This is a genomic window from Vreelandella sp. DA03-1M (genome assembly GCF_055725665.1).
In genome coordinates, this window is record NZ_CM146798.1 from 356,257 (window position 1) to 380,745 (window position 24,489).

The 24,489-nt window shown below is 51.1% G+C and carries 22 protein-coding genes; 8 read left to right on the forward strand and 14 right to left on the reverse strand.

The window, feature by feature from the left end; translation table 11 throughout:
* Nucleotides 1–8 precede the first annotated feature (8 nt).
* Together yaaA and ACXUPB_RS01695 are read right to left on the reverse strand one after the other, a co-directional pair.
* The gene (yaaA, locus tag ACXUPB_RS01690; protein ID WP_472955057.1) at nucleotides 9–788 is read right to left on the reverse strand and encodes a peroxide stress protein YaaA; all 780 of its coding nucleotides are present in this window, start codon (nucleotides 786–788) and stop codon (nucleotides 9–11) included.
* Between the two features lie 131 nt (nucleotides 789–919).
* On the reverse strand, nucleotides 920–1,951 hold the full coding sequence (locus tag ACXUPB_RS01695; RefSeq protein ID WP_472955059.1) for an NADP(H)-dependent aldo-keto reductase: 1,032 nt from the start codon (nucleotides 1,949–1,951) through the stop codon (nucleotides 920–922).
* A gap of 246 nt (nucleotides 1,952–2,197) precedes the next feature.
* Here ACXUPB_RS01695 and ACXUPB_RS01700 point away from each other — a divergent pair, with 246 nt between their 5' ends.
* Complete coding sequence (locus ACXUPB_RS01700) at nucleotides 2,198–2,692, forward strand: tetratricopeptide repeat protein (protein WP_472955061.1); 495 nt, start codon at nucleotides 2,198–2,200, stop codon at nucleotides 2,690–2,692.
* Nucleotides 2,693–2,725: 33 nt separating this feature from the next.
* On the forward strand, nucleotides 2,726–3,238 hold the full coding sequence (locus ACXUPB_RS01705; protein ID WP_008956371.1) for a hypothetical protein: 513 nt from the start codon (nucleotides 2,726–2,728) through the stop codon (nucleotides 3,236–3,238).
* A 31-nt stretch (nucleotides 3,239–3,269) separates the two neighbouring features.
* Here the strand turns inward: ACXUPB_RS01705 and ACXUPB_RS01710 are convergent, their stop codons facing one another.
* The 6 genes from ACXUPB_RS01710 to ACXUPB_RS01735 form a co-directional block, all read right to left on the reverse strand.
* Nucleotides 3,270–3,812: an LOG family protein gene (locus ACXUPB_RS01710; protein ID WP_472955062.1), complete on the reverse strand. Its 543-nt coding sequence runs from the start codon at nucleotides 3,810–3,812 to the stop codon at nucleotides 3,270–3,272.
* A gap of 45 nt (nucleotides 3,813–3,857) precedes the next feature.
* On the reverse strand, nucleotides 3,858–4,379 hold the full coding sequence (locus ACXUPB_RS01715; protein ID WP_035586146.1) for a DUF501 domain-containing protein: 522 nt from the start codon (nucleotides 4,377–4,379) through the stop codon (nucleotides 3,858–3,860).
* The gene (locus tag ACXUPB_RS01720; protein WP_008956368.1) at nucleotides 4,351–4,677 is read right to left on the reverse strand and encodes a hypothetical protein; all 327 of its coding nucleotides are present in this window, start codon (nucleotides 4,675–4,677) and stop codon (nucleotides 4,351–4,353) included. The genes ACXUPB_RS01715 and ACXUPB_RS01720 overlap by 29 nt, the downstream gene beginning before the upstream one ends.
* A 52-nt stretch (nucleotides 4,678–4,729) precedes the next feature.
* Nucleotides 4,730–5,131: an acyl-CoA thioesterase gene (locus ACXUPB_RS01725; RefSeq protein ID WP_101146649.1), complete on the reverse strand. Its 402-nt coding sequence runs from the start codon at nucleotides 5,129–5,131 to the stop codon at nucleotides 4,730–4,732.
* A 97-nt stretch (nucleotides 5,132–5,228) separates the two neighbouring features.
* A complete protein-coding gene (locus ACXUPB_RS01730; protein ID WP_472955065.1) occupies nucleotides 5,229–6,035 on the reverse strand; it encodes a hypothetical protein in 807 nt (268 codons plus the stop codon).
* 108 nt (nucleotides 6,036–6,143) lie between these two features.
* Entirely contained in the window at nucleotides 6,144–6,575 is a 432-nt protein-coding gene (locus ACXUPB_RS01735) for a hypothetical protein (RefSeq protein WP_336275172.1), read from the reverse strand.
* A 37-nt stretch (nucleotides 6,576–6,612) separates the two neighbouring features.
* Between ACXUPB_RS01735 and ACXUPB_RS01740 the strand changes: the two genes are divergently transcribed.
* A complete protein-coding gene (locus ACXUPB_RS01740; protein WP_472955068.1) occupies nucleotides 6,613–7,788 on the forward strand; it encodes a MalY/PatB family protein in 1,176 nt (391 codons plus the stop codon).
* Here the strand turns inward: ACXUPB_RS01740 and ACXUPB_RS01745 are convergent.
* The 3 genes from ACXUPB_RS01745 to ACXUPB_RS01755 form a co-directional block, all read right to left on the reverse strand.
* On the reverse strand, nucleotides 7,785–8,729 hold the full coding sequence (locus ACXUPB_RS01745) for a co-chaperone YbbN (protein WP_472955071.1): 945 nt from the start codon (nucleotides 8,727–8,729) through the stop codon (nucleotides 7,785–7,787). The two genes, ACXUPB_RS01740 and ACXUPB_RS01745, sit on opposite strands and share 4 nt — an antisense overlap.
* Nucleotides 8,730–9,184: 455 nt before the next feature.
* The gene (locus ACXUPB_RS01750) at nucleotides 9,185–10,894 is read right to left on the reverse strand and encodes a UvrD-helicase domain-containing protein (RefSeq protein WP_472955074.1); all 1,710 of its coding nucleotides are present in this window, start codon (nucleotides 10,892–10,894) and stop codon (nucleotides 9,185–9,187) included.
* Nucleotides 10,894–12,639, reverse strand: coding sequence for an ATP-dependent nuclease (locus tag ACXUPB_RS01755; RefSeq protein WP_472955077.1), 1,746 nt, complete (start codon nucleotides 12,637–12,639; stop codon nucleotides 10,894–10,896). The genes ACXUPB_RS01750 and ACXUPB_RS01755 overlap by 1 nt, the downstream gene beginning before the upstream one ends.
* Before the next feature lie 416 nt (nucleotides 12,640–13,055).
* On the opposite strand from ACXUPB_RS01755, the gene ACXUPB_RS01760 reads away from it, so the two are divergent.
* The 3 genes from ACXUPB_RS01760 to ACXUPB_RS01770 all read left to right on the forward strand — a co-directional run bounded on the left by ACXUPB_RS01760 (nucleotide 13,056) and on the right by ACXUPB_RS01770 (nucleotide 21,160).
* The gene (locus ACXUPB_RS01760) at nucleotides 13,056–13,898 is read left to right on the forward strand and encodes a hypothetical protein (protein WP_472955079.1); all 843 of its coding nucleotides are present in this window, start codon (nucleotides 13,056–13,058) and stop codon (nucleotides 13,896–13,898) included.
* 309 nt (nucleotides 13,899–14,207) lie between these two features.
* Nucleotides 14,208–15,167 (forward strand): toll/interleukin-1 receptor domain-containing protein, encoded by a 960-nt coding sequence (locus ACXUPB_RS01765; RefSeq protein WP_472955082.1) that lies wholly within the window; start codon nucleotides 14,208–14,210, stop codon nucleotides 15,165–15,167.
* A 599-nt stretch (nucleotides 15,168–15,766) separates the two neighbouring features.
* Complete coding sequence (locus ACXUPB_RS01770; RefSeq protein ID WP_472955085.1) at nucleotides 15,767–21,160, forward strand: hypothetical protein; 5,394 nt, start codon at nucleotides 15,767–15,769, stop codon at nucleotides 21,158–21,160.
* Here ACXUPB_RS01770 and ACXUPB_RS01775 read toward each other — a convergent pair.
* Both ACXUPB_RS01775 and ACXUPB_RS01780 read right to left on the reverse strand, forming a co-directional pair.
* Nucleotides 21,153–22,034, reverse strand: coding sequence for a hypothetical protein (locus tag ACXUPB_RS01775; protein WP_176304526.1), 882 nt, complete (start codon nucleotides 22,032–22,034; stop codon nucleotides 21,153–21,155). The genes ACXUPB_RS01770 and ACXUPB_RS01775 overlap by 8 nt on opposite strands.
* 212 nt (nucleotides 22,035–22,246) lie before the next feature.
* Nucleotides 22,247–22,396, reverse strand: coding sequence for a DUF4113 domain-containing protein (locus ACXUPB_RS01780; protein ID WP_176304525.1), 150 nt, complete (start codon nucleotides 22,394–22,396; stop codon nucleotides 22,247–22,249).
* A 366-nt stretch (nucleotides 22,397–22,762) separates the two neighbouring features.
* Between ACXUPB_RS01780 and ACXUPB_RS01785 the strand changes: the two genes are divergently transcribed.
* Together ACXUPB_RS01785 and ACXUPB_RS01790 are read left to right on the forward strand one after the other, a co-directional pair.
* A complete protein-coding gene (locus tag ACXUPB_RS01785; RefSeq protein WP_176304524.1) occupies nucleotides 22,763–23,086 on the forward strand; it encodes a type II toxin-antitoxin system RelE/ParE family toxin in 324 nt (107 codons plus the stop codon).
* Between the two features lie 26 nt (nucleotides 23,087–23,112).
* Entirely contained in the window at nucleotides 23,113–23,406 is a 294-nt protein-coding gene (locus ACXUPB_RS01790) for a helix-turn-helix domain-containing protein (protein ID WP_176304523.1), read from the forward strand.
* A gap of 596 nt (nucleotides 23,407–24,002) precedes the next feature.
* Here the strand turns inward: ACXUPB_RS01790 and ACXUPB_RS01795 are convergent.
* The gene (locus tag ACXUPB_RS01795; RefSeq protein ID WP_340162506.1) at nucleotides 24,003–24,437 is read right to left on the reverse strand and encodes a DEAD/DEAH box helicase; all 435 of its coding nucleotides are present in this window, start codon (nucleotides 24,435–24,437) and stop codon (nucleotides 24,003–24,005) included.
* Nucleotides 24,438–24,489: the final 52 nt, after the last annotated feature.

Genomic DNA, 24,489 nt, shown 5'->3' on the forward strand with positions numbered 1-24,489 from the left:
CGTTCGCTTTAGCGATCGGCTTCTTTGCGAGTGAACACGAAGGTATCCCCCTGGGATGCCGAGGCGTCGAAGCGATAACCAGCAACATCGAATGCCTTGAGTTCATCTGGTTCGTTGACTTGCTGCTGAATCATCCAGGCGCTCATCAGGCCACGTGCTTTTTTGGCGTAGAAGCTGATGATTTTAAAGGTGCCGTTTTTCTCATCTTTAAACACTGGCGTAATGACCCGCGCATTGAGCTGCTTGGTATCTACCGCTTTGAAGTACTCGTTCGAGGCGAGATTCACCAGTACGTTGGAGCCGCTTTCAGCAATTGCCTCATTGAGTGCGGGTGTTAGGGTGGGCTTCCAGTAAGCATAGAGATCTTTACCGGCACTGTTAGGCAGCTTGGTGCCCATCTCCAGCCGATAGGGTTGAATTAAATCCAGTGGCCTAAGCAAGCCATATAATCCGGAAAGTATGCGCAGATGCGATTGTGCATAGCGGTTCTCTGCTTCACTAAAATTTTCCGCTTGCAGGCCCGTATAAACGTCGCCTTGAAAAGCCTGGACAGCAGGTTTGGCATTGCTCAGAGTGAAGGGCGGACGCCACTCTTCAAAACGCGCTGCATTCAAGCCCGCTAATTTATCGCTGATCCCCATGAGCTCGCTGATTTGTTGCGGCGAGTAGTCGCGCAAAATAGTGATAAGCGCTTTGCTCTGTTTCAGAAAATCGGGCTGTGACACTTGCTCTGTAGTCGGTGGGGTTTCGAAATCCAGCGTTTTGGCGGGAGAGATAACACTCAGCATCGCATGCTCCTGGTCGTGCTCTGGTAAATAAAAGCTTGATATAAGTGAGCTCAGTATACCAAGCCTCGGCGAAGGCCGAGGCTATAGTGGTGATAGCTTGGTGAGAGTCGACTGTGCTTTTAACGGCTGTTTTAAGGGCAGGGGTTCTGCATGCGGCGGTGAATGTCTTCGATTGCCTCTAGCACGTCGTTGTCCAGCTTGAGGCTTTCGCTGGCAAGATTACTTTCCAACTGCTCCATGGTGGTCGCGCCAATAATATTGCTGGTCAAGAAGCTGCGTGAGTTAACAAACGCCAGCGCCATTTGGGCGGGATCTAGCTCGTGCTTTTCAGCCAGAGCGACGTAAGCCTGGGTGGCCGCTTCGGCTTCCGGCGAAGTGTAGCGCTTGAAGCGCTCATACAGCGTTAAACGACCTTTGGGTGGCTGCGCGCCATTCAGGTATTTACCTGAGAGTACCCCAAAACCTAGCGGTGAATAGGCAAGTAGGCCGACGTCTTCACGGTGGGCAATTTCAGCCAAACCGACTTCAAAGGAGCGGTTAAGAAGGCTGTAGGGGTTTTGAATAGACGCCACGCGGGGTAAATCCAACTGATCTGCCAACTGCAGGGAGCGCATGACACCCCAGGGCGTTTCATTAGAGAGCCCAATGGCTCGCACCTTGCCTGCATCGACCAGTTCTTTCAGGGCGGAGAGCGTTTCTTCTAACGGCGTCGCATCTTCGTCTTCGCTATGTACGTAGCCTAGCTTGCCAAAGAAGTTGGTTTGACGGTCGGGCCAGTGCAGCTGGTAAAGATCTATGTAATCGGTATTTAACCGCTTTAAGCTTGTATCGATAGCTTGGTGAATATGTTCACGAGTCAGGCGTGGGCCTCCACGGATATGGTCAAGCCCTGGGCCAGCGGCTTTAGTAGCTATAATAAGGTCGTCCCGAGCGCCACGCTGCTTGAGCCAACTGCCGATATAGCGCTCCGTAAGACCTTGGGTAGTGGCCATCGGGGGGACAGGGTACATTTCAGCGGTATCAATGAAATTGATGCCAAATGCCACGGCTCGGTCAAGCTGCTCATGGGCTTCGGCTTCGCTATTTTGCTCGCCAAACGTCATCGTGCCTAAGCAGAGTCGACTGACCTCCATGCCGGTTCTGCCAAGTGGGCGCGTTTGCATTTTTATCTCCTTACTAAGGCGGCATTGCCAAAAAATAAGCCACCCTGGCAGGGTGGTAAACGGCGTATGCATGGCATGTTAGCGAGGCTCTTGGAAAGCAGCAAATTAATGGGGTTGAGTCGTCGCAAAGGCAGGCGTATGCTTGCCAGCCCATCGACCGGCTAAAGGCCGGTTTCTCGTGTGGTTGGTAGCTATTTTTGGTGGCTGCTGGCCCAAGGTCCCAACAGATAGGCAGGGTGGTTTGCCATGCTGCAGGCATCAACGTTGTTTACTCGGCTAGAATTTCGTCTAGCTGAACGGCTGTTTCATAATCGCTGGCTATTGCCGCGTTCTCCGCGTACCCAGCGTTTAACGATGCGCTTATTTAAGCGTTGTGCGGAGGCGGGTCACCCTGATGCGCTTTCCGTTTATGGTCATATGCTCTTTCATCGCAGTCAAACGCCTCAGGATAAGGCGCGTGGTGCGCGGTATGTTCTGGAAGCAGCGCATGCAGGAGATGTAAAGTCTCAGTACCAAGTAGCGCAAATCCATGAGCATGGCTGTGTGCAATACCCCCGTCGCGAAGATTATGCGGTGACGTGGTATGCCCGCGCTGCCCAGTCTGGGCATTTTTTAGCCGCCGAGCGTCTTGCCCGAGCTTATCGCCTGGGTGAGCTAGGCTTGACGGTAGATGATGAGCGAGCCGCTTATTGGCAGCGACAGGCCGAACAGCAGCCGCTAGATGACGTGGCCGTCGCATAAGCGCTTTCACGTTTTGATTGAGTGAGGAAGGTTGTGTCCGAGACGCTACCCACAGTACTAGATATTGAAGCGTCCGGATTTGGGCGTGGCAGTTATCCCATCGAAGTAGGCATCGCACGGGCTGATGGAAGCTGCTGCGCCTTTCTCATTCAACCGCTAGATGAGTGGACGCACTGGGATCCAAAGGCGGAGCTGCTGCACGGTATCTCTCGTGAGCGCCTCATTCAGGAGGGCTATCCCGTGCGTCAGGTTGCCCACTGGTTAAACGATGAGCTGCGCGAGTTAGGCAAGGCCTACAGTGATAGCTGGGGCTACGACAACACCTGGCTTTCCCTCCTCTTTCATCACGCGGGTATGCTGCCGCGTTTTCGCCTTGAGGCGCTAAGGATACTGCTCAGCGAAGAGCAGCAAGCGTTATGGAGCGACACCAAAGAAGCAATGATCGCCGAACGCGGCATTCACCGTCATCGGGCAGGTGAAGATGCACGTTTGCTACAATTAACTTATCAGCATACCCGCCAGCTCACCGAGCGTATGGGCCGCTAGTAACGTCTCCCTCACTCTTCCCTCGTCAGCACTATAGCTGAGCTTCTAATGCATCAAGCAGTTCATTGGATGTTGCTGCGTCGAGCAGCATGTCACGAGTGGCGGATGCCAAAAAGCCATGGCTGACAGTGCTGTCTAAAAAGGTCAGCAGCGGTGAATAGAACTCGTCGATGTTAAGCAACCCCATGGGTTTTTCATGCAGGCCCAGATAGCCCCACGTCCATATTTCAAACAGCTCTTCAAAGGTGCCAATCCCGCCGGGTAAGGCAATAAAAGCGTCGGCATTAGCCGCCATGGTGGCTTTGCGTTCATGCATATTACGCACCCGAATCAGCTCGCTTAACCCAAAGTGTGCCTGTTCTCGCTCCACTAAGTGTTCGGGCATTACACCAATGACCTCGCCGCCTGCCTCCAACACTGAATTCGCCAGCTCTCCCATCAGGCCAATGCGTGCCCCGCCATAAACCAGCGTGTGACCACGCTCGGCAAGCGTGCGTCCTAGTTTATTGGTCGCCTGCCGGAAAGCTGGGCTATTACCCTCACGAGAGCCAAGGTAGACACAAATTCGAGCCATTCGTTTTTTCCTAACGCTAAAAATGAGAAGTGACTAATCCGTTGCTTAGGGCAGGCAGCGGTCGACCTGATGGTGTTGATCCATCCACTGCCCTATAACGTTGTTACCGCAAAGGTGATGAGCATATTGAGTGTGCAGACAGCGTACTTGGTGCCAATTGCTAATACCGCCAATGCCGCGTTCGGTCATTACGTCGGTATAGCCCAACTGAGCGACTTCTTGGCGCTGGGCATCGCTCATATAGTCCCAGCGAGCAGCCACATAATCACGGTGACTTTGCAAATAAGCCTCAAGAAAGTCTGGTTCTTCCTGCAGCCGCTGTTCGAGCGCTTTGATAACGCCCACCGCTTCAATGCGAGAAATTTCTACTTTAAGAACATCTGAGCAGAGCCAATACAGCGTAGGAAAAGGTTTGCCATCGACGATAGGAGACATGCGTAGCACCAGCGGCGTCCCTTCGCCGTCAGTAGCTGCCACTGCCTCAATGCCACGCGGTGCGCGGCCAAGCTGTTGTGCAATAATAGCGAGCTGACGTTCGTCAGGCGCCTGATTGGTGCGTATCACCATCGGGTTGGTCTCTCACAAATTTGTTTGAGCGGCCAACGGCACGGAAAAAGCAGCGATTGAGCTGTTCGGGCGACGCAACATAGCACCACGTCCGCTCACAGTATTCAGCGGCTCGTGCCATTAGCACATCATAAAGGCGGTTGAAGGGGGCATCATAATCGTAGGGGTCTGCCCCAAACAAGCGGATATGCGGATAGTCGGCGAAGCGCTCAACAAAGTAGTGCTCAAGATCCGCTTCAACGGCACGGTGCTGCGCAACGTTGTCAGGGTCTATCCAGAGGTTGTAGCGGATGGCCATAAGCGTGGCTCCTATTGCCCCGACAGCGCGGGGCAGCGTCGGTCAGGCGTGTTCATTCAGGGGCATCTTGCAGGTGGGCCGTTAACGCCTCACGTAAATTGCCCTCAATGGGCTTGGCGCACTTAGCCTGGTGGTCGTACTGCACCATGACGGTGTGACCCAGGTTGGTAAGTGTGCCGTGTTGGCGCGCCTCTTGGGTCACCGTAAACGAACTGTTTCCCAAGCGTGTTAAATACGTGCGTATTTCGATGTCGTGACCGTAAAACAGTTCAGCTCGGTAGTCGACTTCCATACGCGCCATAATTAAGCGCCACTTCTTCGGGTTTAAATCAGGCGTGAAGAGTTTGAATAAGTCGTTACGGGCCAGCTCAAACCACGCGGGTAGGCGAGTATTATTGATATGCCCTAGGGCGTCGGTGTCGTAAAACGCTGGCTCAATGGTACGCGTAAACATGGCATGTCCTTGTTATGAACGAAGGGTTATCAATGACTGGTGATTAATGAACGGGATTAGCAGCAGGTCTTCAGGATTAACCCAAGCAAGTGCTTGGTCAAGTGGCACGGCGTCGGTACCACGCCGTCAGTTGCATCCATCCCAATAGCCATAGCGTCGCCGTGGCAAACCCAGCCAAGCTGCCCCACAACAGGCCTAGCGTTGGGTAAGTATAGGAAACACATAGGGTATAACTCAGCAATGAGCCAAGCCCCATCGGGTAGTGTTTGATAACAGTAGCTACTGGGGCCGCGCCGTGATTTAGATGAAGAATCAGCAAAAAAGGCAGCATGGTGACCGGAAAGGCGGCCAGCGTTCCCGCCCAGGCGGGCGGAAGCCAATGCGCTAGGCTCGTAATGGCAAATATGATCGCGGCGGCAAGGCAGGCCCGTGCAGCAAGAGCAGGGAGCGAAAACGATCGACTGGGTGGACTTTTTACATCTGGAATAGCGCGGAACAGGCCACTAAATGCGGCAATAGCCCCTAGTGTTACCAGCGTGCCGCTGAGCCGGGTGAAATCAAATTGGGCGAGTATAGTGCTGGCGGCTAGCCACGCAATGAAACCGCCTAGCACACCGCTGGCCATGCCTTTAACGCCTGGTTGACGTCCTGCTACCCAATAACCGGCGCCTAGCGCCATCGTCGCGGTAAACCCAGCCAGCGTATGTACTGCGCTTTGGGTCGCAAAGACGGGTGAAATTTCTAAGCCGATAAAAAATAGCGCCAACGCCGTGCCCAATGGATAACCCGCCAGCAGCCCGGCCATACGTGGACTGGCGCGCACCGCAATTGCCCCTAGCCCCAATACCATACTGATTGAAAGGCCAAGCTTTGCTAGCTGCCAAGTGAGCGGAATTTCTATCATGTAGCGTGTTCCTTGCTGTTATTTTTTGGTGCTATTGGTGTGTCGTTGTTTTATGACGCCATTTAATGGCCTTCACCGTTTCGGTTTTCTAAGCGAGCGTGCTGCCGATTAAACTAAACGCAGCCCTTGCTGGTCGCGCCAAGCGGCTTCTAACGCCTCTTGCAGAGGCGCTTTTAGGTGGGCAGGGAGGGCGTCCTGAGCTGCTTTCAATGAATCAAACGAGCGATTGCGTAGCCAGCAGTATGCCCAGGCGCAGGCTTCAGCATCGCTATCGGGGGTCGGGCGAGCGGGCATTTGATTAAGCAAAAATACCGCGGTGCGTGGCGCCCAAAGCGGCATCTCACCGAGCTCATCCTGGCTCCACTCTTCCAGCGTTGCGCCGCTCGGCGTGGCGTCGGGCGTACCTAATTTGGCAACCCGGGCCGTTTCGGCAAGAATAAGCGCAAGCTGGTCAGTATTCGCTTGGCCAAGCGAGCGCCATTGCCGCAACAGGGCTGATAGCCCTGCCCGCATCTTGGTATAAAAGTCATCTTGCGGCATGCTTGGCATCACCCCTGTTCAATAAGTGAGATTTTTCATGGCCTACGATTTTGCCACGCCTGTGGAGCGACGCCACCCAGAAGGTGGCTGGGCATCGCAAAAATGGCACCGCTACGGCGACGACGTGTTACCCCTTTGGGTCGCCGATATGGATTTTCGCTCCCCGCCAGCAGTCGTTGATGCGCTGCAGTCGCGAGTGGCTCACGGTGTTTATGGCTATGGTGAAGTGCCTGCTACGTTAACAGAAACGCTATGCCAGTGGAGCGCCCAGCATTATGACTGGCCCATTCAGCCCGAGTGGCAGCAGTGGTTGCCAGGGGTAGTGCCTGCCTTACATTTGGCTGCGCTCGCGCTGACCGAGCCTGGCGACGGTGTATTAACAGTCACACCTATCTATCCGCCGTTTCTAGCAGTGGCAGAGCGCACCGGGAGGCTGCCTCAGCAGGCGATGCTCCAAGCGTCTTCGAGCCTCGGTGAGCCTTGGCAGCTCGATATTGCCGCCCTGGAGGCGGCGATTACGCCGCGTACCCGTCTATTGCTATGGTGTCATCCCCACAACCCGACAGGGCGCGTATGGCATCAGGAAGAGCTTGCTGCGCTGGCTGAGCTGGTAGAACGCCACGATCTTTGGGTGGTTTCCGATGAGCTTCACTGCGACCTGTTATTAGATGAAGGCGCGCGTCATCGTCCGCTGGTGGCAGCATTTCCTGAACTGGCCAAGCGCACAATCACCCTGTGGGCGCCCTCTAAAACCTTTAATTTGGCTGGGTTGACCAGTGCCTGCGCGGTGATCCCTGACCCTGCTCTGCGTCAGCGCTTTGCAGCCGCAGCAAAAGGGCTGCTGCCCGATAGCAACATACTCGGCTTAGTCGCGGCGGAAGCGGCTTATCGTGAAGGTGAATCGTGGCGGCAGGAGCTGTTAAGCGTACTACGCGAGCATCGTGCGACGCTGGAGGCGCGAGTAGCTAGCTGGCAGGGCGTTCGTTGGAGTGCGCCGGAATCAACGTACCTAGCCTGGCTGGATATGCGCGAGGCGGGCCTGGGCAATGCGCCCCATAAAAGGCTGCTGAAAGAGGCGGGGGTGGCACTTTCAGACGGGGCTGCCTTTGGCTGCCCCGGCTTTGTGCGGCTTAACTTCGGCACCACCGCTACCCAACTGGAAATGGCATTGTCACGCATGGATGCAGTGCTAAAAAGCAGTGAGACCCGTTAGTAGAGCATGGCAAATAGTTTACGGCGGTAGGTAACGGTCAGCGGATGATCGGCGCCTAATGCATCGAACACCTGCAGCAGTGTTTTACGCGCTGCGTCATCATTGTAGGCACGGTCGTGTTTCATTAGCGCCAGGAGTGCTTCCAGGCCTGCATCGTAATGACCGTCAGCCACTTGGCGCAGGGCGCGCTGGTACTGAGCTTCGCTGTCGGTACGATCGCCCAGGGCTCCGATCTCTTCGGTTGAGGGCGCCTGTTCGCCAAACTCAATGCTGGCGCGCACGCCCCGTGCAGGTGCCGCGTCGCGCTCTTCCGGCGGCAGGTTATCAAGCACTTCACGCGCCTCGCTGCCACGCCCTTCGGCTACCAGTACCCGGGCGAACGCGACTTGATAAGCGTAGTGTTCCGGATACTGGCCCATCAGGGTTTGATAAATTTCGCGCGCGCCCGCGACATCGCCTGCCTGCAATGCCTCTTCCGCCTGCTCTTCCGGGGTAGGGGGTGCTTCGCCGGGGGCGGGGAAGTAACGATTCAACCACTCGCGTACCTCCTTTTCCGGCAATGCTCCCTGAAAACCATCCACTAGGCCGCCCTGGCTAATCAGCTTCACATCGGGCACTGAACGCACGCCGAGCTGGCCGCCGATTTCTGCATTCGCGTCTATATCGAGCTTACCGAGCACAAAGGCGCCTGCGTATTCCACTACCAGTTTCTCAAGCACTGTGAGCAGGGTGCGGCTGCTATCGGTGGAAGGCGAGTAGCAGCCCATCAGTACCGGCACCTGCATGGAGGCTTCCAATACCTGCTGAATATTGCCTGCGTTCAATTCAATGATGACATCTTCAGGTCGCACCGACGCACGCTCATCGGTAGGCGCGGTAGCATCGGTATTTCCAGTATCCGCGGTGAGCGGCTTACCTGAACGGGGATCAATAATCGACATAGGTAGACTCGTCAGCAAAAAATGAATAATAGTTACCCATGATATGCAGGCATGCCCCGGCGGATTCAAGGAAAAGGCAGGAAAATAAAAAGCCATAGGTGAAAAAAACCGTACCTTTCGGTAACAGTTTTTCTGGGCGTTTTTACATAACTAGCGGACACAAAAAAACCAACACCCGTAAAGGTATTGGTTTTTTCTATATTTGGTAGCGGGGACGGTTATGAGACTGATGGAATAGGGACATGTTATATGTCCTAAAATTGCATCTAATGTTCTAAAATCATCATTAAAAAGGGTTTTTTATAGGTTGCATTCGTGGAGGTAGTGTCACTTAAGAACACATGAGGGAATTTATATTTGGCACAGAAGTAGGTGGAATTCCTTGAAAGGAAGTGACCTTCGGGCCAATCACAGGGCACAGTCAAGCTGTTGAGATAGGTCGAACGTAGATGACCTTATGCCTCAGTTTCCTGAAAGCCAAGATCGAGTAATCCTGGCCGTAAATCAACTAACGCATTGGCTGGCACACCAAGCCAAAACAAGTTCCGGGCGCGGGTAACCGCAACATAGCCAATACGCCCGATCTCTGTATCCACGCCGTTCATTAAGCCTTCGGCATGTTCCTTGTTTGTCAAATACAGCACTGCATCCAGGCTTTCTCCCTTAGCCTGATGAACTGTGTCAACGCGAATGCGGGGTCGGTAGTTATTCCCATTCAGGTCAGCGGTAGATAGTAACGGTCCATCAGGCAAATCTCTTGTAGTGAGCTTGCTACCAAGCTTATCGACGCTCGTCAGACCACAATCTTTATTAATTTGAGCTAGTAAAGTTTTGACTCTATTAAGTAATAGGGGGTGCCACTGCGCTTTTCCATTGAGCGATACACCGGGCAGTCCCATATCAGGATTACGAGTAAAAGCCCAGATGAGCCGACGTAACGCCTGATCCTCACGTTGGGATGTGAGCTTAGCCAACATCCCATTTGGAGCATCAACGAGTAGGTTGACGATACCGATAGCCACCAGCCTGAATGCACCTTGATAGTCTTTAAAACGCTCGCGCAGAATTGCAGCCTGTGTAAACCGTTTGACGATGCCCCAGCCCGGGGCCCCTTTGTTGCCAGCCAGTTTATCTGCCTGTTTGCGTCCGCGGCAGAGTACCGCCGAACGCTCCAGCCTAAGGCCAGCGGCCTCCACTGCTCTCTGAAACGAAACAATGAGTTGCTCTCTGTCATTCTTACCGTAAGCTACAAAGAAGGTACCATGGACTGTATCAGGCGCTTCCCTATCTGCGGCATCGGTTCGTCCGGCCAGATGGTTGGCCAGATCAAGGATTGGTGGCACGGATCGGAAGTTTCTCTTCAATTCGAGGCTATTTACGCCGTCACGTTGCCCGTACTTTGACAAGAACGCCCCATCAGCACTGGCAAATTCATAAATACCCTGATTTGGATCTCCTATCAGCGAGACCTGGCAACCAGCACTCACTAGCTGCTCGATGATGACCTGATGAATCGTTCCGATATCCTGAGCCTCGTCAATCAGGATATGCGGATAACGGCGAACCAGAGCACGCAGAATCCCAGGTTGATCTGCTAACGTGCGATAGCACCAGTAACGCCCGAGGTTGTGTGTGTAGGCACCGATCCGCCCAAGGCGATGCACCACGTCTGCAGCTTGGGCAGTATTGAGCCTGTGCATTTCACTTTTAATATCCGAGTAGCAGAAGTAGACACCTCCAGCGTCAATACCGACCTGCATTTCATTGATAGCGCGCGGGTAAGGATCCGTTTGAAAGGTGAATCCTTTCAGAAATGCTTCTCCACCGGTCACAAGGAAAGCCGTCTGTTGCGCACCCATCGTCCGATAGGCATGAGGGCGCAACACGTTGCTGGTGATGAAAGTATCCAGCGTATCTATGTCCACGCGGTTGTTGACGTTGCTGCTGAGCCCCAGATCTTGATATTCCTTTCGGAAAGTATCTACAGCGACATTGGAGAAGGACAGGAGTGCCACACGACCACGATGATTACCAAGTTTTTGACGAATATTGGCCAGACGTCGCACGGCCGTGAATGTCTTGCCGCTGCCAGCACAGGCAATTACTGACAAGGGCTCTACTGAGGCATCTATAACCTGCGTCTGCTCTTCGGAAGGGTGGTTCACTACTTGGCCTCCGCTGTTTGACAGGCATGAGAAATCGCATTCTGGATGTAGTCTGGCACTACAAAAGCGTTGCCTTCGGCAATAACTTGCGCCAGTGACTGGCCAAAGCGTCCCTTCTGCACATTATTTTGTTTGCGCTCAAACATGCCGCTGAATAGAGTCCGTGCTTTGGCTGCATCGCCATCTTCCTCTTCGACCTTAGTCTGGAGGTCTCGCGCGATTCTCGGGTGCATATTTCTAAGTGCAGCCAGCATTGCGATGCGATTAACGTCAACCAACGCCAGATCATATTCGAGAGTTTTGAGACCGCAGAAAACCTTAACGAGGGAATCCTCGTTTTTCTTCATTCTGGCGGTATTGTTTGAAACCCTAATTTCCTCGTCGAACGTGGGATAAACGGCCACCGTTTCTCCGGTTTCATCCGCTTCACTTACTGGATCCGCGTCGGTGATCACGGATACTGGAATTTTCAGGGCCTCCTCACCAAACAGAGGCAAAAAAGAGTCAAAATTGAGTCCTTCGACACTGATCAGGCTGACGCCGTGCTTGCGCAGGTTATAGCCACACATTTCCGCGAGCACATTGACCAGCATCAATTCGGCCGCGCCTTCAACGAAGATGATACGACGGGCAAAAAACAGTTCAGCGCGGGTCACATCAAGGTAGCGTTCGAGCTTTTCTCTTTTTCCCCTTTCAAATTGGATGGTGCGTGGGAAGAAAGTCTCCACGCCAGTGGCTGTTTCGACCAGACAGGTGAGACTGTCGAGATTAGCAATGCTGGCGAAGTTGGGGGAATGGCTAGAAACAAACAACTGAACGGGCTTCTCACCCTCCCCATCTTGAATCGATTCCAGGTAATCTAGCAACACCGCCTGCAACTGCGGATGCAAGTGTGCCTCAGGCTCCTCAATGATCAGGCCTCGGTAACTCGCGTCAGCGTTCCTGGCCAGCTCACAGAGAACCACCGCCATGTAAATCAGATTGTTAAATCCAAGGCCGTTCTGTTCAATTTCGAAGTCGTCCACTACTAACGACAGGCGTGATGCCAGCTTCTGAAAATCGCTTCCGCTCAATCCCAAATCCAACACTTGGGCTAGCTGAGACCCTAGCATCGTGTCATGCCGACTTGTGATGGCCGAGTGAGCGGTAATAATCGGATCGTGGCCCCTTAGCTCTTCATCGAGCAGTTTAAGTGCTTCATTAATTCCATCACGACCTTCATCATCGGCAAGGAGCTGAAATAGTCGAGCCAGCTTGCTATGGCGATTGGGCTTGAGACCCTGTGAAGCATCTCTAAGAGGTGGCAGGTAGACACCGCGAAGGTTCTCGATCATATCCGCGGTCAGGCCTATCTCTTCATGGTCTCCACACCAACGCCTTACTCGCAGCCTGCCAATCTTGTCAGCTTCTGAATAACGGATGTTAATGTGAGCTTCAAACCTGCCATCTTGGTCCGGCTTCAGTGCTGCCAGAAAGTCTGCTTCGTCGTCTACGTCCAAATCCTGGAAGACGTACTTAAACTGGATGTCACCTGCCGGATCGCCCCCCTTTGGTCGATGCATATCGTCGTTGTTAAAGCGCGGGTATGGCTCGTCGTATCCTGCAAGTAGCGCGCGCAATGCATCAACAATAGCGGTCTTGCCAATGTTATTAGAGCCGACCAGGACGTTCAGCCCGGGCTGAAACTCAAGGTCAACAGATTGCAATTTTCTGAAGTTCGTTATTTTCAGTTTTGCTAGATACACTGATGTAGCGCCCCCTGTGGATCGGTTTTTAATTCATCCATTGTTATCACGACTGTGTAATCAACACATCACCTGCGCCCCATCCCAGAAAAGGTCATAAGCGGTTACCCCAGCAATAGCATGCTTCTATACCAATGTGATACCCCAAGCCCTGGGGAGGAAAAGGGCTATTTCCGCTCCCTAAATAAATTTTATCCCGCTAGCCCTTTCTTAAATCGTTTCAAACCTTCGCGGTTACTGGGAGGCCTCAGTAGCCTCAAGCCTGCCATATTTTGTAAACCTTGAGAGTGCTTACTAAAATTAGATATGCTTGTGGCAACAGGTACCTAAAGCTCACTAAAAATAAACGGTTTCGGGTACCGACAGCCTGAGAGAAGGCCGGTAAGCTATCTTTCAAACTTCACGGAGATAAGCACATGACCCACCTCAAGCCGCCAGCCTCTCCCCTAGCCGTTTGCGAAGACATTCTGCGAAAGAGTAAACAATACAATTTGGAGCATCACTGTTTGCCGAGTGAGAACAGAGTGATTGATAGACTGTTGAACAGAGGCCACGAGCTGGAAAGCGCCTATCTGGAACTGCACCGTAAGCTCGGCCATCACCCTCATGCACTGCAGGAATTTCTCGCCAAGCTTTTGAGTACAGCCGCATTTTGGAAACCGGAAGACATGAAGGCCGCCCGTGCTAGTCGATATCGTCTCATTGAGGTCAATCGGGAGATTGCGGACAAGGCTATGGAGCTCTCGACGCTGCTGGATGAGCGCAGCGTGCTCCATAATCATTCCGGCTTCGCCAGCAATACCCATTATCATGTCTGCGAAGTAATCGAAGAAGCCTCTGAACACAACCCTTTGTTTGGAATGGAGATTGGGGATAAGCTTAGCCGCTTACACTATCAATATGACCTAAAATATTGGCCATCACTAAGCGACTTCATGGACGAACTAGCCCAGGATGCTAGCGACGCAGATATTGAAGCTACTGATCCGCTAACCAAGGCGGCCACGGAGAGCTCTAGATCGTCAAAAGGTGATTTTCTCAGGGCCTTCCTCGCTGCCATCGAGGAAAGCAGTGCTCAGGTGTTTGGGCGGCTGCCCAGTGACTTGAAGATCACGGACAATACCATGGCCTCCTTGATTAACTGCGCACTGGAGCTAAAGGTGGACGAGATGGCATCCGCCGACTATGTGAAGCGCTTCCGGCAGAAGGAACGCGAGCGCAGTAGAAGGACATCCTATTGGACATCAGCCAGCAATTGAAAAGATGAAATAAACACTCTGCTCGGAAATGCCTGCTTCGAACAAAATTTCAATTTAAAAGTAGAGCGGTATAACCATATTGGATGTGCTATGCGTCACATGCTGCATCAACGCAAATGCTCCCATCATGAACGCTAACCGGGTCTCACAGTGCAAACAGGTCGTTTATTATCACTGGCTGCTTTGCGCCGTTGTGTGCATGCCATAGATAGGACGGATAACCTCTTGCCGAAATGCTAAATATATTTTTCTTTAAGAGCTGAAAAAGTCGTAAGTTCAGTCAGGTCTTATAGGCTTGGAGTACTCATTTTGCCAAACGTTTTTTTCTCATACTGTCACGCTGACGAGGTGCTGAGAGATCAGTTAGAAAAGCAGCTAGCGATGCTCAAGCGTCAAGGTATTATCGACAGCTGGCACGATCGAAGAATTGGTGCTGGTCAGGAGATCGACGCAGCCATTGATCAACATATCAACAGCGATGAGATAATTTTGCTGTTAGTGAGTCCTGATTTCATTGCTTCCGACTATTGCTACAACATAGAGATGGCGCGTGCCATGGAACGCCACAACGCTAAGGAGGCAATCGTCATTCCAGTGATTTTGCGAGCATGCGATTGGCACCACGCCCCATTTGGAAAGCTGCTTGGCACCCCCCAGGATGGAAAGCCGGTCACTCTCTGGCCGGATAGGGACGAAGCATTGTTACAGGTCGCGAAGGAGGTTCGCAAAGCGGCTGAAAGGTGGCGAAGCACTCAATCAAGCGCCGAACGCGTGGATGTTGGGGCTTTGATGCATACCCAGCAGTCTGTAGTTGCCGGCCCGCGTTCGAGTAACCTTCGAGTCGCTAAGACCTTTACTCAGCTGGACAAAGACCGGTTCCAAATCGACACTTTTGAATACATTGCGCGCTTTTTCGAAAACTCTCTGAATGAGCTCCAAGCACGGAACCCAGGCTACGAAGGTGTATTTCGTCGAATTGATGCTAATCGGTTTTTTGCGACCATCTACAAAGATGGTGAGAGCGTCGCGACGGCGACAGTGTATGTTGGAGGGCAAATGGGAGCAGGGATCTATTACAGTCAGGGTGGTGACTCTTTCAGCAGTAACTCCTTTAACGAGGCTCTTTCGGTGCAAGCAGACGACCAAGCCCTTTACCTAACGAGCATGGGAATGGCTTTCCAGGGGCGTCAACATCAGAAGCTATCTCAGGAAGGGGCAGCAGAAATGCTTTGGGAAATTGTTATCGCGCCACTTCAGCGTGCAAGATAACTTCTCTGTCGGAAACTGGGCCCCTGCTGATTCATGGGTGGTAAACCCTATCCCAAAATAGGCTTCGCATGGGATAGGCTATTCCGATGACTACCTTCTGAGGCTGCCTAGCGCTTGGGTGCTGAAACGCCTGTTGGGCCCATGTTCACTTTGGACGGGTGTGACATCAAACTCGTCAATTACCAGTGAGCAGTGATAGTTACCTTTTGCCCACGATGCCTAATTATAGATAATCAACTGTTTTCCTCAAAGCGGCCAAAGCTATTTTGGGGCACCGCTAGTTGGTGCCTTAACAATGTTTTGCCACCACTTGTGAACCACGCCACTTAGGTAATCTCTGGTCATGCCGTGCATGTAACGTTAAATGTTGCCTGGGCATGCAACATCTGTTCACGAAGTTTAGCAATGCAGAATTTGTTTGGCTGGTGGCAACACCGTCTTTAGTCATACGAATAATCAAAAATGTCAGGGTGACAGCTCTGGTGCGCGACTGCTTTGGCTACTCGTGCTTGGTATCAATAGATATTGGTAGCTATCACTATTATTTATATGTTTTTTAGATATATAGTAACTGTCTATATAAGAATGAATAAGTCGTAATGGTAGAGCATACGTTCGCGGTCAAAAGAGACGATATAAGCACTGGTAAGCAAATAGCGCGCTTTGGCCACCCCTATCGCGATATATGCCAATGGGCTGCCCAGCATGATCTCAGTGATGCTCTGGAACTGGCTTTTTGGACGCTTGGATTGGATCACCAGGTCGTCGCGATTGGCAACCTGGTTAATGAATTTCACCATCCTGAATCAAAAGACATTCTGGCTCGATGGCGGCAAAACCCCACCCTTGCCTCGCTAGATGATCTGGCGAAAGCCATTCGTCAAGATCCCTTGATCAACCTTCAGTATCCTGCATTTCCTCATGCAGGAGACGCTACAAAAACGAAACAAACATATAAAGGCAGCCTTAAAGAGCAAACGTTTCTTATAACGTTAATTACTTACCCGCTGCCTGGGGCGGAGCAATCATCTGAATACGTGTTAAGGCGTGCGCTACGCTTGTGGTTGGTCGCGCAGGCGGCGAATCGGGTAGTGACAGAGCATTGCTTAGCGGATCGAAATATCAGTACCGCAGCGCGCTTTTTGATTGCAGACCGCTATAAAGCGCAGTGGCAACTCGTTGATGATGTTTTGCGCCGTGCCCGACGTTACCTGACACCTGATACTTGGACATTTGAACGTTTTACTGACGCGTTGTCTTTGGCAGCTGAGCAGTACAAGCAAAGCCATACATTTGGTAAAAGTGGCACCGCATTCATCAATGCCATCATCGAGATTGCCAGTGGTGATACAAAAGCTTTCACCACTCAGCGCGATTTCCCTCCGCAGCCTTTTGTGCATGCTGAGTTATCTGCACCCATTTCTGAGCCGACACCGTTAATAAGCCTTGATGAGTCATCTGAACAGTTCATAGAAGTATGTCCTAACCCGGCGGGGTTGTTAGATGAAGAGGCTGATGAGGCGATTTACTTACTGCCGGTTGATGCAACAGATACCCAGGCTCAACAAGAACTGACAGGGCGTAGCTTTTATCAACAACAAGCGGAAACGTCCCATTACCTACCGTGGAGCTATTCCAAGCTTTTGCCACCTGAGCGTTTACTGATTGAGCAGTGGACTGCCCAGCAGCTCAAGCATACTGATCAACGAGAGCGATTGGGCGGAGCGTTAGTGTGGCTCGCGATACGTTTTTCGCGGTCTCTTAGCCAAGTGCTTGCAATGGGCATTGGAGACGAGGCCCAAGGGGAGTGGTCTTTATCATCAAACCTCAAGCAGATGGTTCGCTTGTCACCGCGTCGACGTAATGCATGGAAACCCGATATCGCCGCGCAACCTTACGTGGCAGCTGTTCACGAAAAGCAGTGTATTGGGCTAATCCCTGAAGTAAGAGAGGCGCTTTTAATCAGTAGTCAGCCATTACCCACCCAAGCGTCATTGCTGGCAGAGCTTTGGCAAAGCGCATCACCAGCCCAGAAAATTGAGGTGTGGTTTAATGAACGTATGCGCATAGCGTGCCCACGCGTTACCAGTGGAAAGCTTTCCGAGGTATGGGGCCAATCTGTTTTTGATGCGTCAGGCAATCACCATTTCGCGAGGATGCTAACCGCTCATCCTAATAGCGCGTTACCTGGTGCATGTAGCTATGCCAGCTGGGATATCGAGGCGATTGAGCAAGGACTTGCTTTACCTTATCAGTTCCAGGGCGCCGAAACGTTACAATCGACGAATCAAGGCAGCTTGTTGGTACCGCTTGAAGCCCAGCTCAATAGGGCGATTAGCGAAGCGACTCAGCAGCTCAAAGAAACGTTAGAAGGCAATGATCTGGTGCTTCTACATAATCAGTGGACAAGCTACTGTGTCATGGCCCTCTATGCGGCAACGGGGAGTCGCTACCTTAAAGACCCCTTTGAAAGCCCACGGTTTTTTAATCACGACCTCCCTGCTGTGTTTATTAATGATAAAGCGGAAGGCAGCGGTGTGCGAAATGGTCGTATGGTGCCATTGGCCGATAAGGCGATTAAGTTTGTCGAGGCTTACCTCTCGTACCTCCAACGTCTCGCCGAGCATTTGTTGAGCACCCATCCTGCAATATCCTCACGCATTAACACGCTATTAGAATTGCCTGCGAAGCCTGAACAGCCCCTGTTCTTTTTATTCGATGAGTCGCTCAATTGGCACTCTATGACAGCGTCTGATCTACCCGATGTTCCTTTATTTGACTGGCCGCTACCTCCCAATCTTTTCCGGCACCGACTAGCCCAGCAATTACCTTTATTAGGCGTCGATAACGAAATTGTGGATGGTTGGCTGGGGCATGCGGAAAAAAGCGTCGCCACTTATGGCGACACTTCGGCTCGCTGCTGGATGGACGATTGGACAGCCTATCGCAAAGAGGTCAACGAACTCTTTGAGCGACTATCGTTTGATTTGTTAGTACCCCCCGCATCACTGCCCTTAGCCCCCTCGGTGTGCGGCTTGCGTGATTCAACGACACCTTCCCGAGCGTTCGGGCAGCGGTTACGCGAAAAAAATCGTCGCTTGGCAACACGAAACGTTATCAGAGTAGCGCTTAACGATATTGAGTTGTTTTTAAAAGGGCGTGATATAGCCGCGCTGTCGGCCGATGATATCAATCAGCTGGGGCGGCAAATGTTGCTTCAGCAGGGAAAAACGCCTTACCCCTCTGCAGCCTTACGGTTTAGTGTGCTGACACGCTTGTTAGAGCGGCATGAGTCACCGCATCGCCATGCGTTTCAGCGCCGTTACATTCCGATGTTGCCGGAAAAAACGCTGATTCATGAGCACGCACCCGCTTACGCTGCATTAATGACTCAATTGACGCATTGGGCATCGACTGTGCGTCCATACGCTACCCGAACTCACTGTTCTAAACGCCAGGCATTAGCGCTCGGCGCGTTACTTTTGTGTATTGAAAAACGTATTTGTTACATGCGCCTGCTGAAGGATGTGTGCCAAGGGGACAACTTTCGGCTGTTATATCACCGTAAAGCCTATTACTTGGAGTATAGCGAACAGTTAAATAGCACCAGCTGGCAAGCCCCCGTGCAGCGCCACACAGTGCCATATCATGTGGCATCACTACTAACTTACGGCCAACGCCTAACATCTACCAAAGCGCTCGACGATCCTTGGACGATCCCAAAACAAGCGCCGCCTTTGCCTGAGGCATTTATCCAGTGCTGTGAGAGTCAAAAGTGTATAACGATCCAGCAGGTACTTGGGCAGGCGGCCGCTATTGTCGATCAAGCCAATCTTCTGGGATTGCCGGGCGCAGTGGCTGGCGCGTTAGCAGGGCGGATAGTGGCCACCAGCCTCCCTGTGCAAGCGCACATTCGTATGGTGCACGGCAAATCGCTGATGTTCCCACCTTCAGCAGTCAACACTGAGGATTCGGAGCTTCCTACAACGCTACCGTCACTATTACGGGCTAGCGGCGATAAATACGAGCTGCAGCAACAGGCGGTACTTCTTTTTAAAGAGGTGAAGCAAATCTTGGATGGCTACACCAAGCCGCAGGCTAAAATAACGGCAAAATCTCTGGAACAATTGGTAACACAGCGAAACGGTAAGGTAAGTAGTGCCATCATGCTGTTGGTCATCTGGATCGCAGCGGTTATCCGAAGTGGTAAGGGACGAGCGGGAAGGCGCTTTAAGCCGTTCGAAAGCAGTAGTATTCATCGCTACTGGGGCGCGTTGCGTAAGCTTTTTGAGGAGCTGGCGTACGGTGTCGACCTGATGACGCTCGGTAGTGAAGAAATCACCGCCTTTTATGCGGGGTTGGTTGATTATCAAGAAACCCAGCTAAGCGATATGAGCTATTTTAGCCATCGCCTGCGCTCTTTTCATCGCGTAGCTGCCTCTCTCGGTGTTGAAGAGCCTGACTGGGATGAGCTGCCCGTTGCAGAGCAAGGACGCCACGTGAGAGCTGAAATGCTCTCAGAACGAGAATACCTTGAGACACTGAAGCGGATAGAAACATCGCAACGAGACCCCGATATTGCGTGTTTACTTCAGTTTGTATTGCTATGCGCGTATCGCTTTGGTTTGCGGCTGGATGAAGCGAGAGGGTTGCTCAGGCGAGATTGGTGTGAATCTCATGGCTACTGCTGGGTATTGATTAGGAACAATCGTTATCGAACATTAAAAAGTGAGGCCTCTCGACGTGCTGTGCCGCTTTTGTTTTCTCTCGATGCGACAGAGCAACGTACGCTTAACGCTGTGCTTAATCGTCATGATGCGCTGTTGGGAGGTGAGGCATCCATACCGCTTTTAGGTGAGATGCGCGATGGGAAAGTCGACATAGCGCTTAGTGCTTCAGCCATCAGTGCTGCTGAGATAGATGCATTGCGTCACGTGAGTGGCAGCCCAACACTATCACTCCACCACGCCCGCCATGCGTTTTACAATATAACGGCAGCCGCTCTGCTGCAGCTAAACACGCCTGTCGCCACCAAAATAACTCAGCACGTAGATAGCGCTCACCTTCGTCAAATGGTGATGGGACAGCAACATTACTGTTCGCGTCGCGTGATGATGGGTCTGGCGCGCTTAATGGGGCACCGACAGCCTTCAACAGGGTTACTAAACTATAATCACTTGATTCTAGAATGGGCGGATGCGCTGACGCCTGTGAAAGGGGCAAATGGCAGCATTCTCAAAGAAGCCATAAAACTGCAGGATTTTAAACGTTACACGCCGTCTTCGGCACTACCTCAAGTCCTTCCTTTATTTCACGAACCCACACCGCATTTATTGATGAAAGCGTTGCGATTAGGCGCGCTAAGGCAGAACGTGCGACGAGCGAGTGAGGCGTTAGGATTGTCCCCGGGTCATGCTGCTATTCTTGAAGATGTTGTTAAGGTGGCTGAAAACAATATGCGTTTCAAAATTCGGGGAAAAGACCAATGGGTGACGTCGCAAGACTATCCCTTGGGATTGCTGCGCAGTATCAGCGACGCTGCTTGGGATCGGCTGCTTGAACACACTAAAGAAATAGATAGTGAAACCTTAACGACTAATGAGGCACTAGAACTCAATGAGATTGCTGGCCAAGTTGGCCGACACCGACATCTATTGATGAGTGAAGCGAGGCACGTCGAAGTTGTCGCGCTTACTGTCACAGCATTTAAAGTAGCTCACGGTAACTACGAGGTGGTTGGTAAAAACTTCAGCGATGACATAAAAAGTATGTTGCTACCTTATGGTTTGAAAGAAGTAAGTGATATGGATATTCAGCTAGATATGTTTGAAGTTGTCAAGAGCAGTAGAGAAATGAAATATCAGCAATATGCCGGGCTGCTATTAACTAAAAATGAAAGTGATGTCGTTAGAAATCGTTATGAGTTGGCAGTCGCTTACTTGGTGACTGCCACTTATCTGTATGTAAAAGAAAAAGGGCTTAATGTTAGCTAGATTGCAGCTGAAAGTTTTTGTAGGGATTGTCATCGCTCATAATGGAAAGAGTAGACAATACATATGACTTTTGTTTAGTAGGGCCTTTAGGGTTTTCCAAGCGCTCACCGGTGTAGTATAAAATGTCGTTATTAACTTTTGCAGAAGCTAATGTCATGATGTGGTCAGCATGATTGGAGGAGAGCGTAAAAGGTGTGCTTGAGACTTTATTAGTTGAATCGATATTATACAGAGAAATTGTATTGCTGTGTTCTTCATATCCCGCGGGAATAGCATAACCTTCAATGGGGATTGGTTTAGGCGTTTTAAACGTTGGTGCGCAATACTGACCGCTTACTAAAATGTCGGCTTTTGGTTGTTTTTTATCATCTATCTCAAGTGATACAGTAAATGGGTGCTTAATGGATTTTCCGCTTTTTTTGTTAATGAATTTTTCAGACTGCTCGAAAATAAAAACTTTGTCCCCTGGTAAGATTTGACTGGTATGGGTAATGCTTAAAATGTCTCTTTGTGTGATGACGGAATGCGTTAATTCGTAAGCCAGTAAGGCGAGTTTACGTGTTAGGTTTTCTTGGTGAGGCTGGTTGCTTAAAAACAGCATGCCGATATATTTGTTCTTATTTTCGCCATCTGTTTCTATAAAAAATTTATTTTCAATGCGGTCTTCGTTATCAGGCGATAGATCTTCGATGTACTTAGTTAAAATACTTTGTAAGTGGTAAGTGAAATCTTTTATTTCAGTATTTGCTAGATTTTCTGGGGTGCATTCGATGCCGTTGATATATTGAAGCTTTATAGCATCTTCTAAAGAAACTACTTTTATGATGAGGTTTTCAGGATACTGAAAATGCGTTTTCTTTTGTTCTTTGGGCATGTTGTTCCTCAATACTTTAGGATCGAAAGGTTTAGGCTCTATGCTAAGAAAAATTTATATTGTGTAGTGAGATGTACTACCGACTCCTTCTTATTCGCTACTATATGTGCGCAAAAATAATTTATCAGCTACTACATGTGCTCGAAAGGTTAAATAAACGCAGTTTTTAATGCTATTTCCTAATTTAGCAACTATAGCTTCCGTACGCGTGATTAGCGTACATGCGGCAGCTCTTCCCATCGAGTGGTGTAGCTCGGAGTCCGGTGTTCAGAACGTAATGCCCAGGCATTGCCTGCCCGTGGCAACCCTAGCTGTATTGTCCCTTGTCCTAACTCACGATTGAACTGGTCGACAGTGGCCATCAGCCGGTGCTGAGTTTTGCTTCGGCTTCTATTTGCGATGTTTCCGTTAGTGTAAGTTAACAGTTGGCTTTGGGAGAAAGGTCGAGGAGCATGACGTCGGCTTTATGGTAGGCGTAACCCTTACAGCCACAGCTGTCGAAGTCCTTGTGTGGCATGAAACAACTCGCGGCTTTCCCTCGTCGGGCGGTCTGATGTCGCCACTGTTGCTGGGTAAGACCAAGGCTAACGATAGACGTGATTCATGGATAAACGGAACCTAATGGAGCATTGGCACCTCGTAGTTTTCGACATCAAGCTTGAGCCATTTGATTTATGAGTCTATTATATCGGTATTGATATAAGCATTATGAAAATTGAGGAGTCAGCGTGGCGCGCAAGAAACCTGTTGCATTCGTCGGAGACTCTAAGGATAGGCTGCGCGACTTCCCTCTGGATGCCAAGAGAGAAGCGGGGTTTCAGATAGACAAAATTCAGTCTGGAGGTCAGTCAGACGATTTTCGTCCGATGCCAAGCGTTGGCTCTGGTGTGATGGAAATCCGTGTTCGAGAAAATAACGGTGTCTTTCGGGTTTTTTACGTGGCCAATCGAGGTGATGTGGTATTTATTCTCCACTGCTTCCAGAAGAAAACCCAAAAGACGTCCCAAAAAGACATCAATTTGGGCAAACAGCGATACAAAGAGCTGCCCTGAGTCCTGTTACTAAGTGAGGTGAGATAATGGCCATCGAGTATTACAACAGTGTGTGGGATGCCATTGAGGATACGCCTGAGGAAGCGTTGAATATGAGGCTCCGTTCCGAGCTCATGGCAAAAATTGCTGGCCGTGTGAGGGAGTGGAACCTTACTCAGAAAGAAGCAGCCGACCGATTAGGAATTACTCAGCCGCGCCTCAATGATCTGCTGAACGGTCGCATTAACAAGTTCAGCCTTGATGCCTTGGTCAACCTGACAGGGCCGGCTCACTTCCATCTCGAACTAGAGATTGAAGACGAGAAAGAGGTTGCTGCCTGAGAGTGACCAGCTCAGCGCGCCGTGTTTGTGCATTAGCCATCAGTGGATCGCAATATGATGCACCACGTGGCGTATTTTTTTGCGAGCAACTCAAGCAGAAGGTCATTGAGCCAAGGTTTACGGTCGCCTGTGGGCAATCATTCAGGCGATCGGGTTTATTGGTTTATCACCCGCTGACTGAAGCGACATCTGCAGTGGCTTGAAGCTGAAATCAATCTGGATCAGCTCAATAGCTTGGTGGAGGATAAAGATATGTTGGCAGGGGACTTAGAGAACTGGGCTCAACAGGAGCGGTTCTGAAGGCTGTCTCGATGAAGCTCGCGATAATCTTCGGGCGCAGTTTAGCTTCAAATTTGGTGAAGTCCCGCACTGGGCGGAGAATCGGATCGAACAAGTTGATCATGGCCAACTGAAAGTCTGGTCACGCGATATACTTTTTGCTAGCAACCCTGACGAAATGTTCAAGCAGTAACTCGCCAACAGTCTGGTGGGGGATAAAGGTGTGCTGGCAGAAAATCTTGAAAGCTGGGCTCAGAAAGAGCGTCACCAAGGCATCGCTTGATTAGTTGTCCAGGGTCTAACTGTGCCCTCAACGTCTAAAGCAGCTTGGTTTGCCCTGAAGCGGTAAACTGGTACCCCATGGCTTTGTAGCCTTTCTCACGTTTTCGGAACAAGCGTTCAAGCATGGGCAGTCCAGTATCAAGGTAGCCATAAACAGTGACTTCCTGTTTGTCTTCAACCGCTCGGTGGATCCTGCCAGCGTACTGCGACAGCGTTCCTTTCCAGGCGATGGGCAGGGCTAAAAACAACGTGTCTAACCGCGGCAAGTCAAAACCTTCTCCGATGTATTTACCGGTTGCAACGATAACCTGAGCCTTATGTAACTGCGCTTCCACCGCCTGACGTTCTCTGACACGCATCCCACCACGCAACACAACCGACGTTATGGATTCAGCGGCCAACAGTGCTGCCAGTGTCTCAGCATGCTCTCGTCGTTCCGAAAGGAGAAGACAGTTTGCCTGGTTGTTCACATAAGCGGTTGTGGAAGCCGCGGGTGGGCGTAAGTTATTGCTTACGATAAAT

What these genes read in the sequence shown, in the direction of transcription:
- yaaA (WP_472955057.1), bottom strand. Translation starts at nt 788, where the DNA reads ATGCTGAGTGTTATCTCTCCCGCCAAAACGCTGGATTTCGAAACCCCA.
- ACXUPB_RS01770 (WP_472955085.1), top strand. Translation starts at nt 15,767, where the DNA reads ATGGTAGAGCATACGTTCGCGGTCAAAAGAGACGATATAAGCACTGGT.
- ACXUPB_RS01780 (WP_176304525.1), bottom strand. Translation starts at nt 22,396, where the DNA reads ATGGCCACTGTCGACCAGTTCAATCGTGAGTTAGGACAAGGGACAATA.
- ACXUPB_RS01700 (WP_472955061.1), top strand. Translation starts at nt 2,198, where the DNA reads ATGCTGCAGGCATCAACGTTGTTTACTCGGCTAGAATTTCGTCTAGCT.
- ACXUPB_RS01740 (WP_472955068.1), top strand. Translation starts at nt 6,613, where the DNA reads ATGGCCTACGATTTTGCCACGCCTGTGGAGCGACGCCACCCAGAAGGT.
- ACXUPB_RS01710 (WP_472955062.1), bottom strand. Translation starts at nt 3,812, where the DNA reads ATGGCTCGAATTTGTGTCTACCTTGGCTCTCGTGAGGGTAATAGCCCA.
- ACXUPB_RS01735 (WP_336275172.1), bottom strand. Translation starts at nt 6,575, where the DNA reads ATGCCGCAAGATGACTTTTATACCAAGATGCGGGCAGGGCTATCAGCC.
- ACXUPB_RS01745 (WP_472955071.1), bottom strand. Translation starts at nt 8,729, where the DNA reads ATGTCGATTATTGATCCCCGTTCAGGTAAGCCGCTCACCGCGGATACT.
- ACXUPB_RS01760 (WP_472955079.1), top strand. Translation starts at nt 13,056, where the DNA reads ATGACCCACCTCAAGCCGCCAGCCTCTCCCCTAGCCGTTTGCGAAGAC.
- ACXUPB_RS01730 (WP_472955065.1), bottom strand. Translation starts at nt 6,035, where the DNA reads ATGATAGAAATTCCGCTCACTTGGCAGCTAGCAAAGCTTGGCCTTTCA.
- ACXUPB_RS01725 (WP_101146649.1), bottom strand. Translation starts at nt 5,131, where the DNA reads ATGTTTACGCGTACCATTGAGCCAGCGTTTTACGACACCGACGCCCTA.
- ACXUPB_RS01715 (WP_035586146.1), bottom strand. Translation starts at nt 4,379, where the DNA reads ATGGTGATACGCACCAATCAGGCGCCTGACGAACGTCAGCTCGCTATT.
- ACXUPB_RS01695 (WP_472955059.1), bottom strand. Translation starts at nt 1,951, where the DNA reads ATGCAAACGCGCCCACTTGGCAGAACCGGCATGGAGGTCAGTCGACTC.
- ACXUPB_RS01775 (WP_176304526.1), bottom strand. Translation starts at nt 22,034, where the DNA reads ATGCCCAAAGAACAAAAGAAAACGCATTTTCAGTATCCTGAAAACCTC.
- ACXUPB_RS01720 (WP_008956368.1), bottom strand. Translation starts at nt 4,677, where the DNA reads ATGGCCATCCGCTACAACCTCTGGATAGACCCTGACAACGTTGCGCAG.
- ACXUPB_RS01790 (WP_176304523.1), top strand. Translation starts at nt 23,113, where the DNA reads ATGGCCATCGAGTATTACAACAGTGTGTGGGATGCCATTGAGGATACG.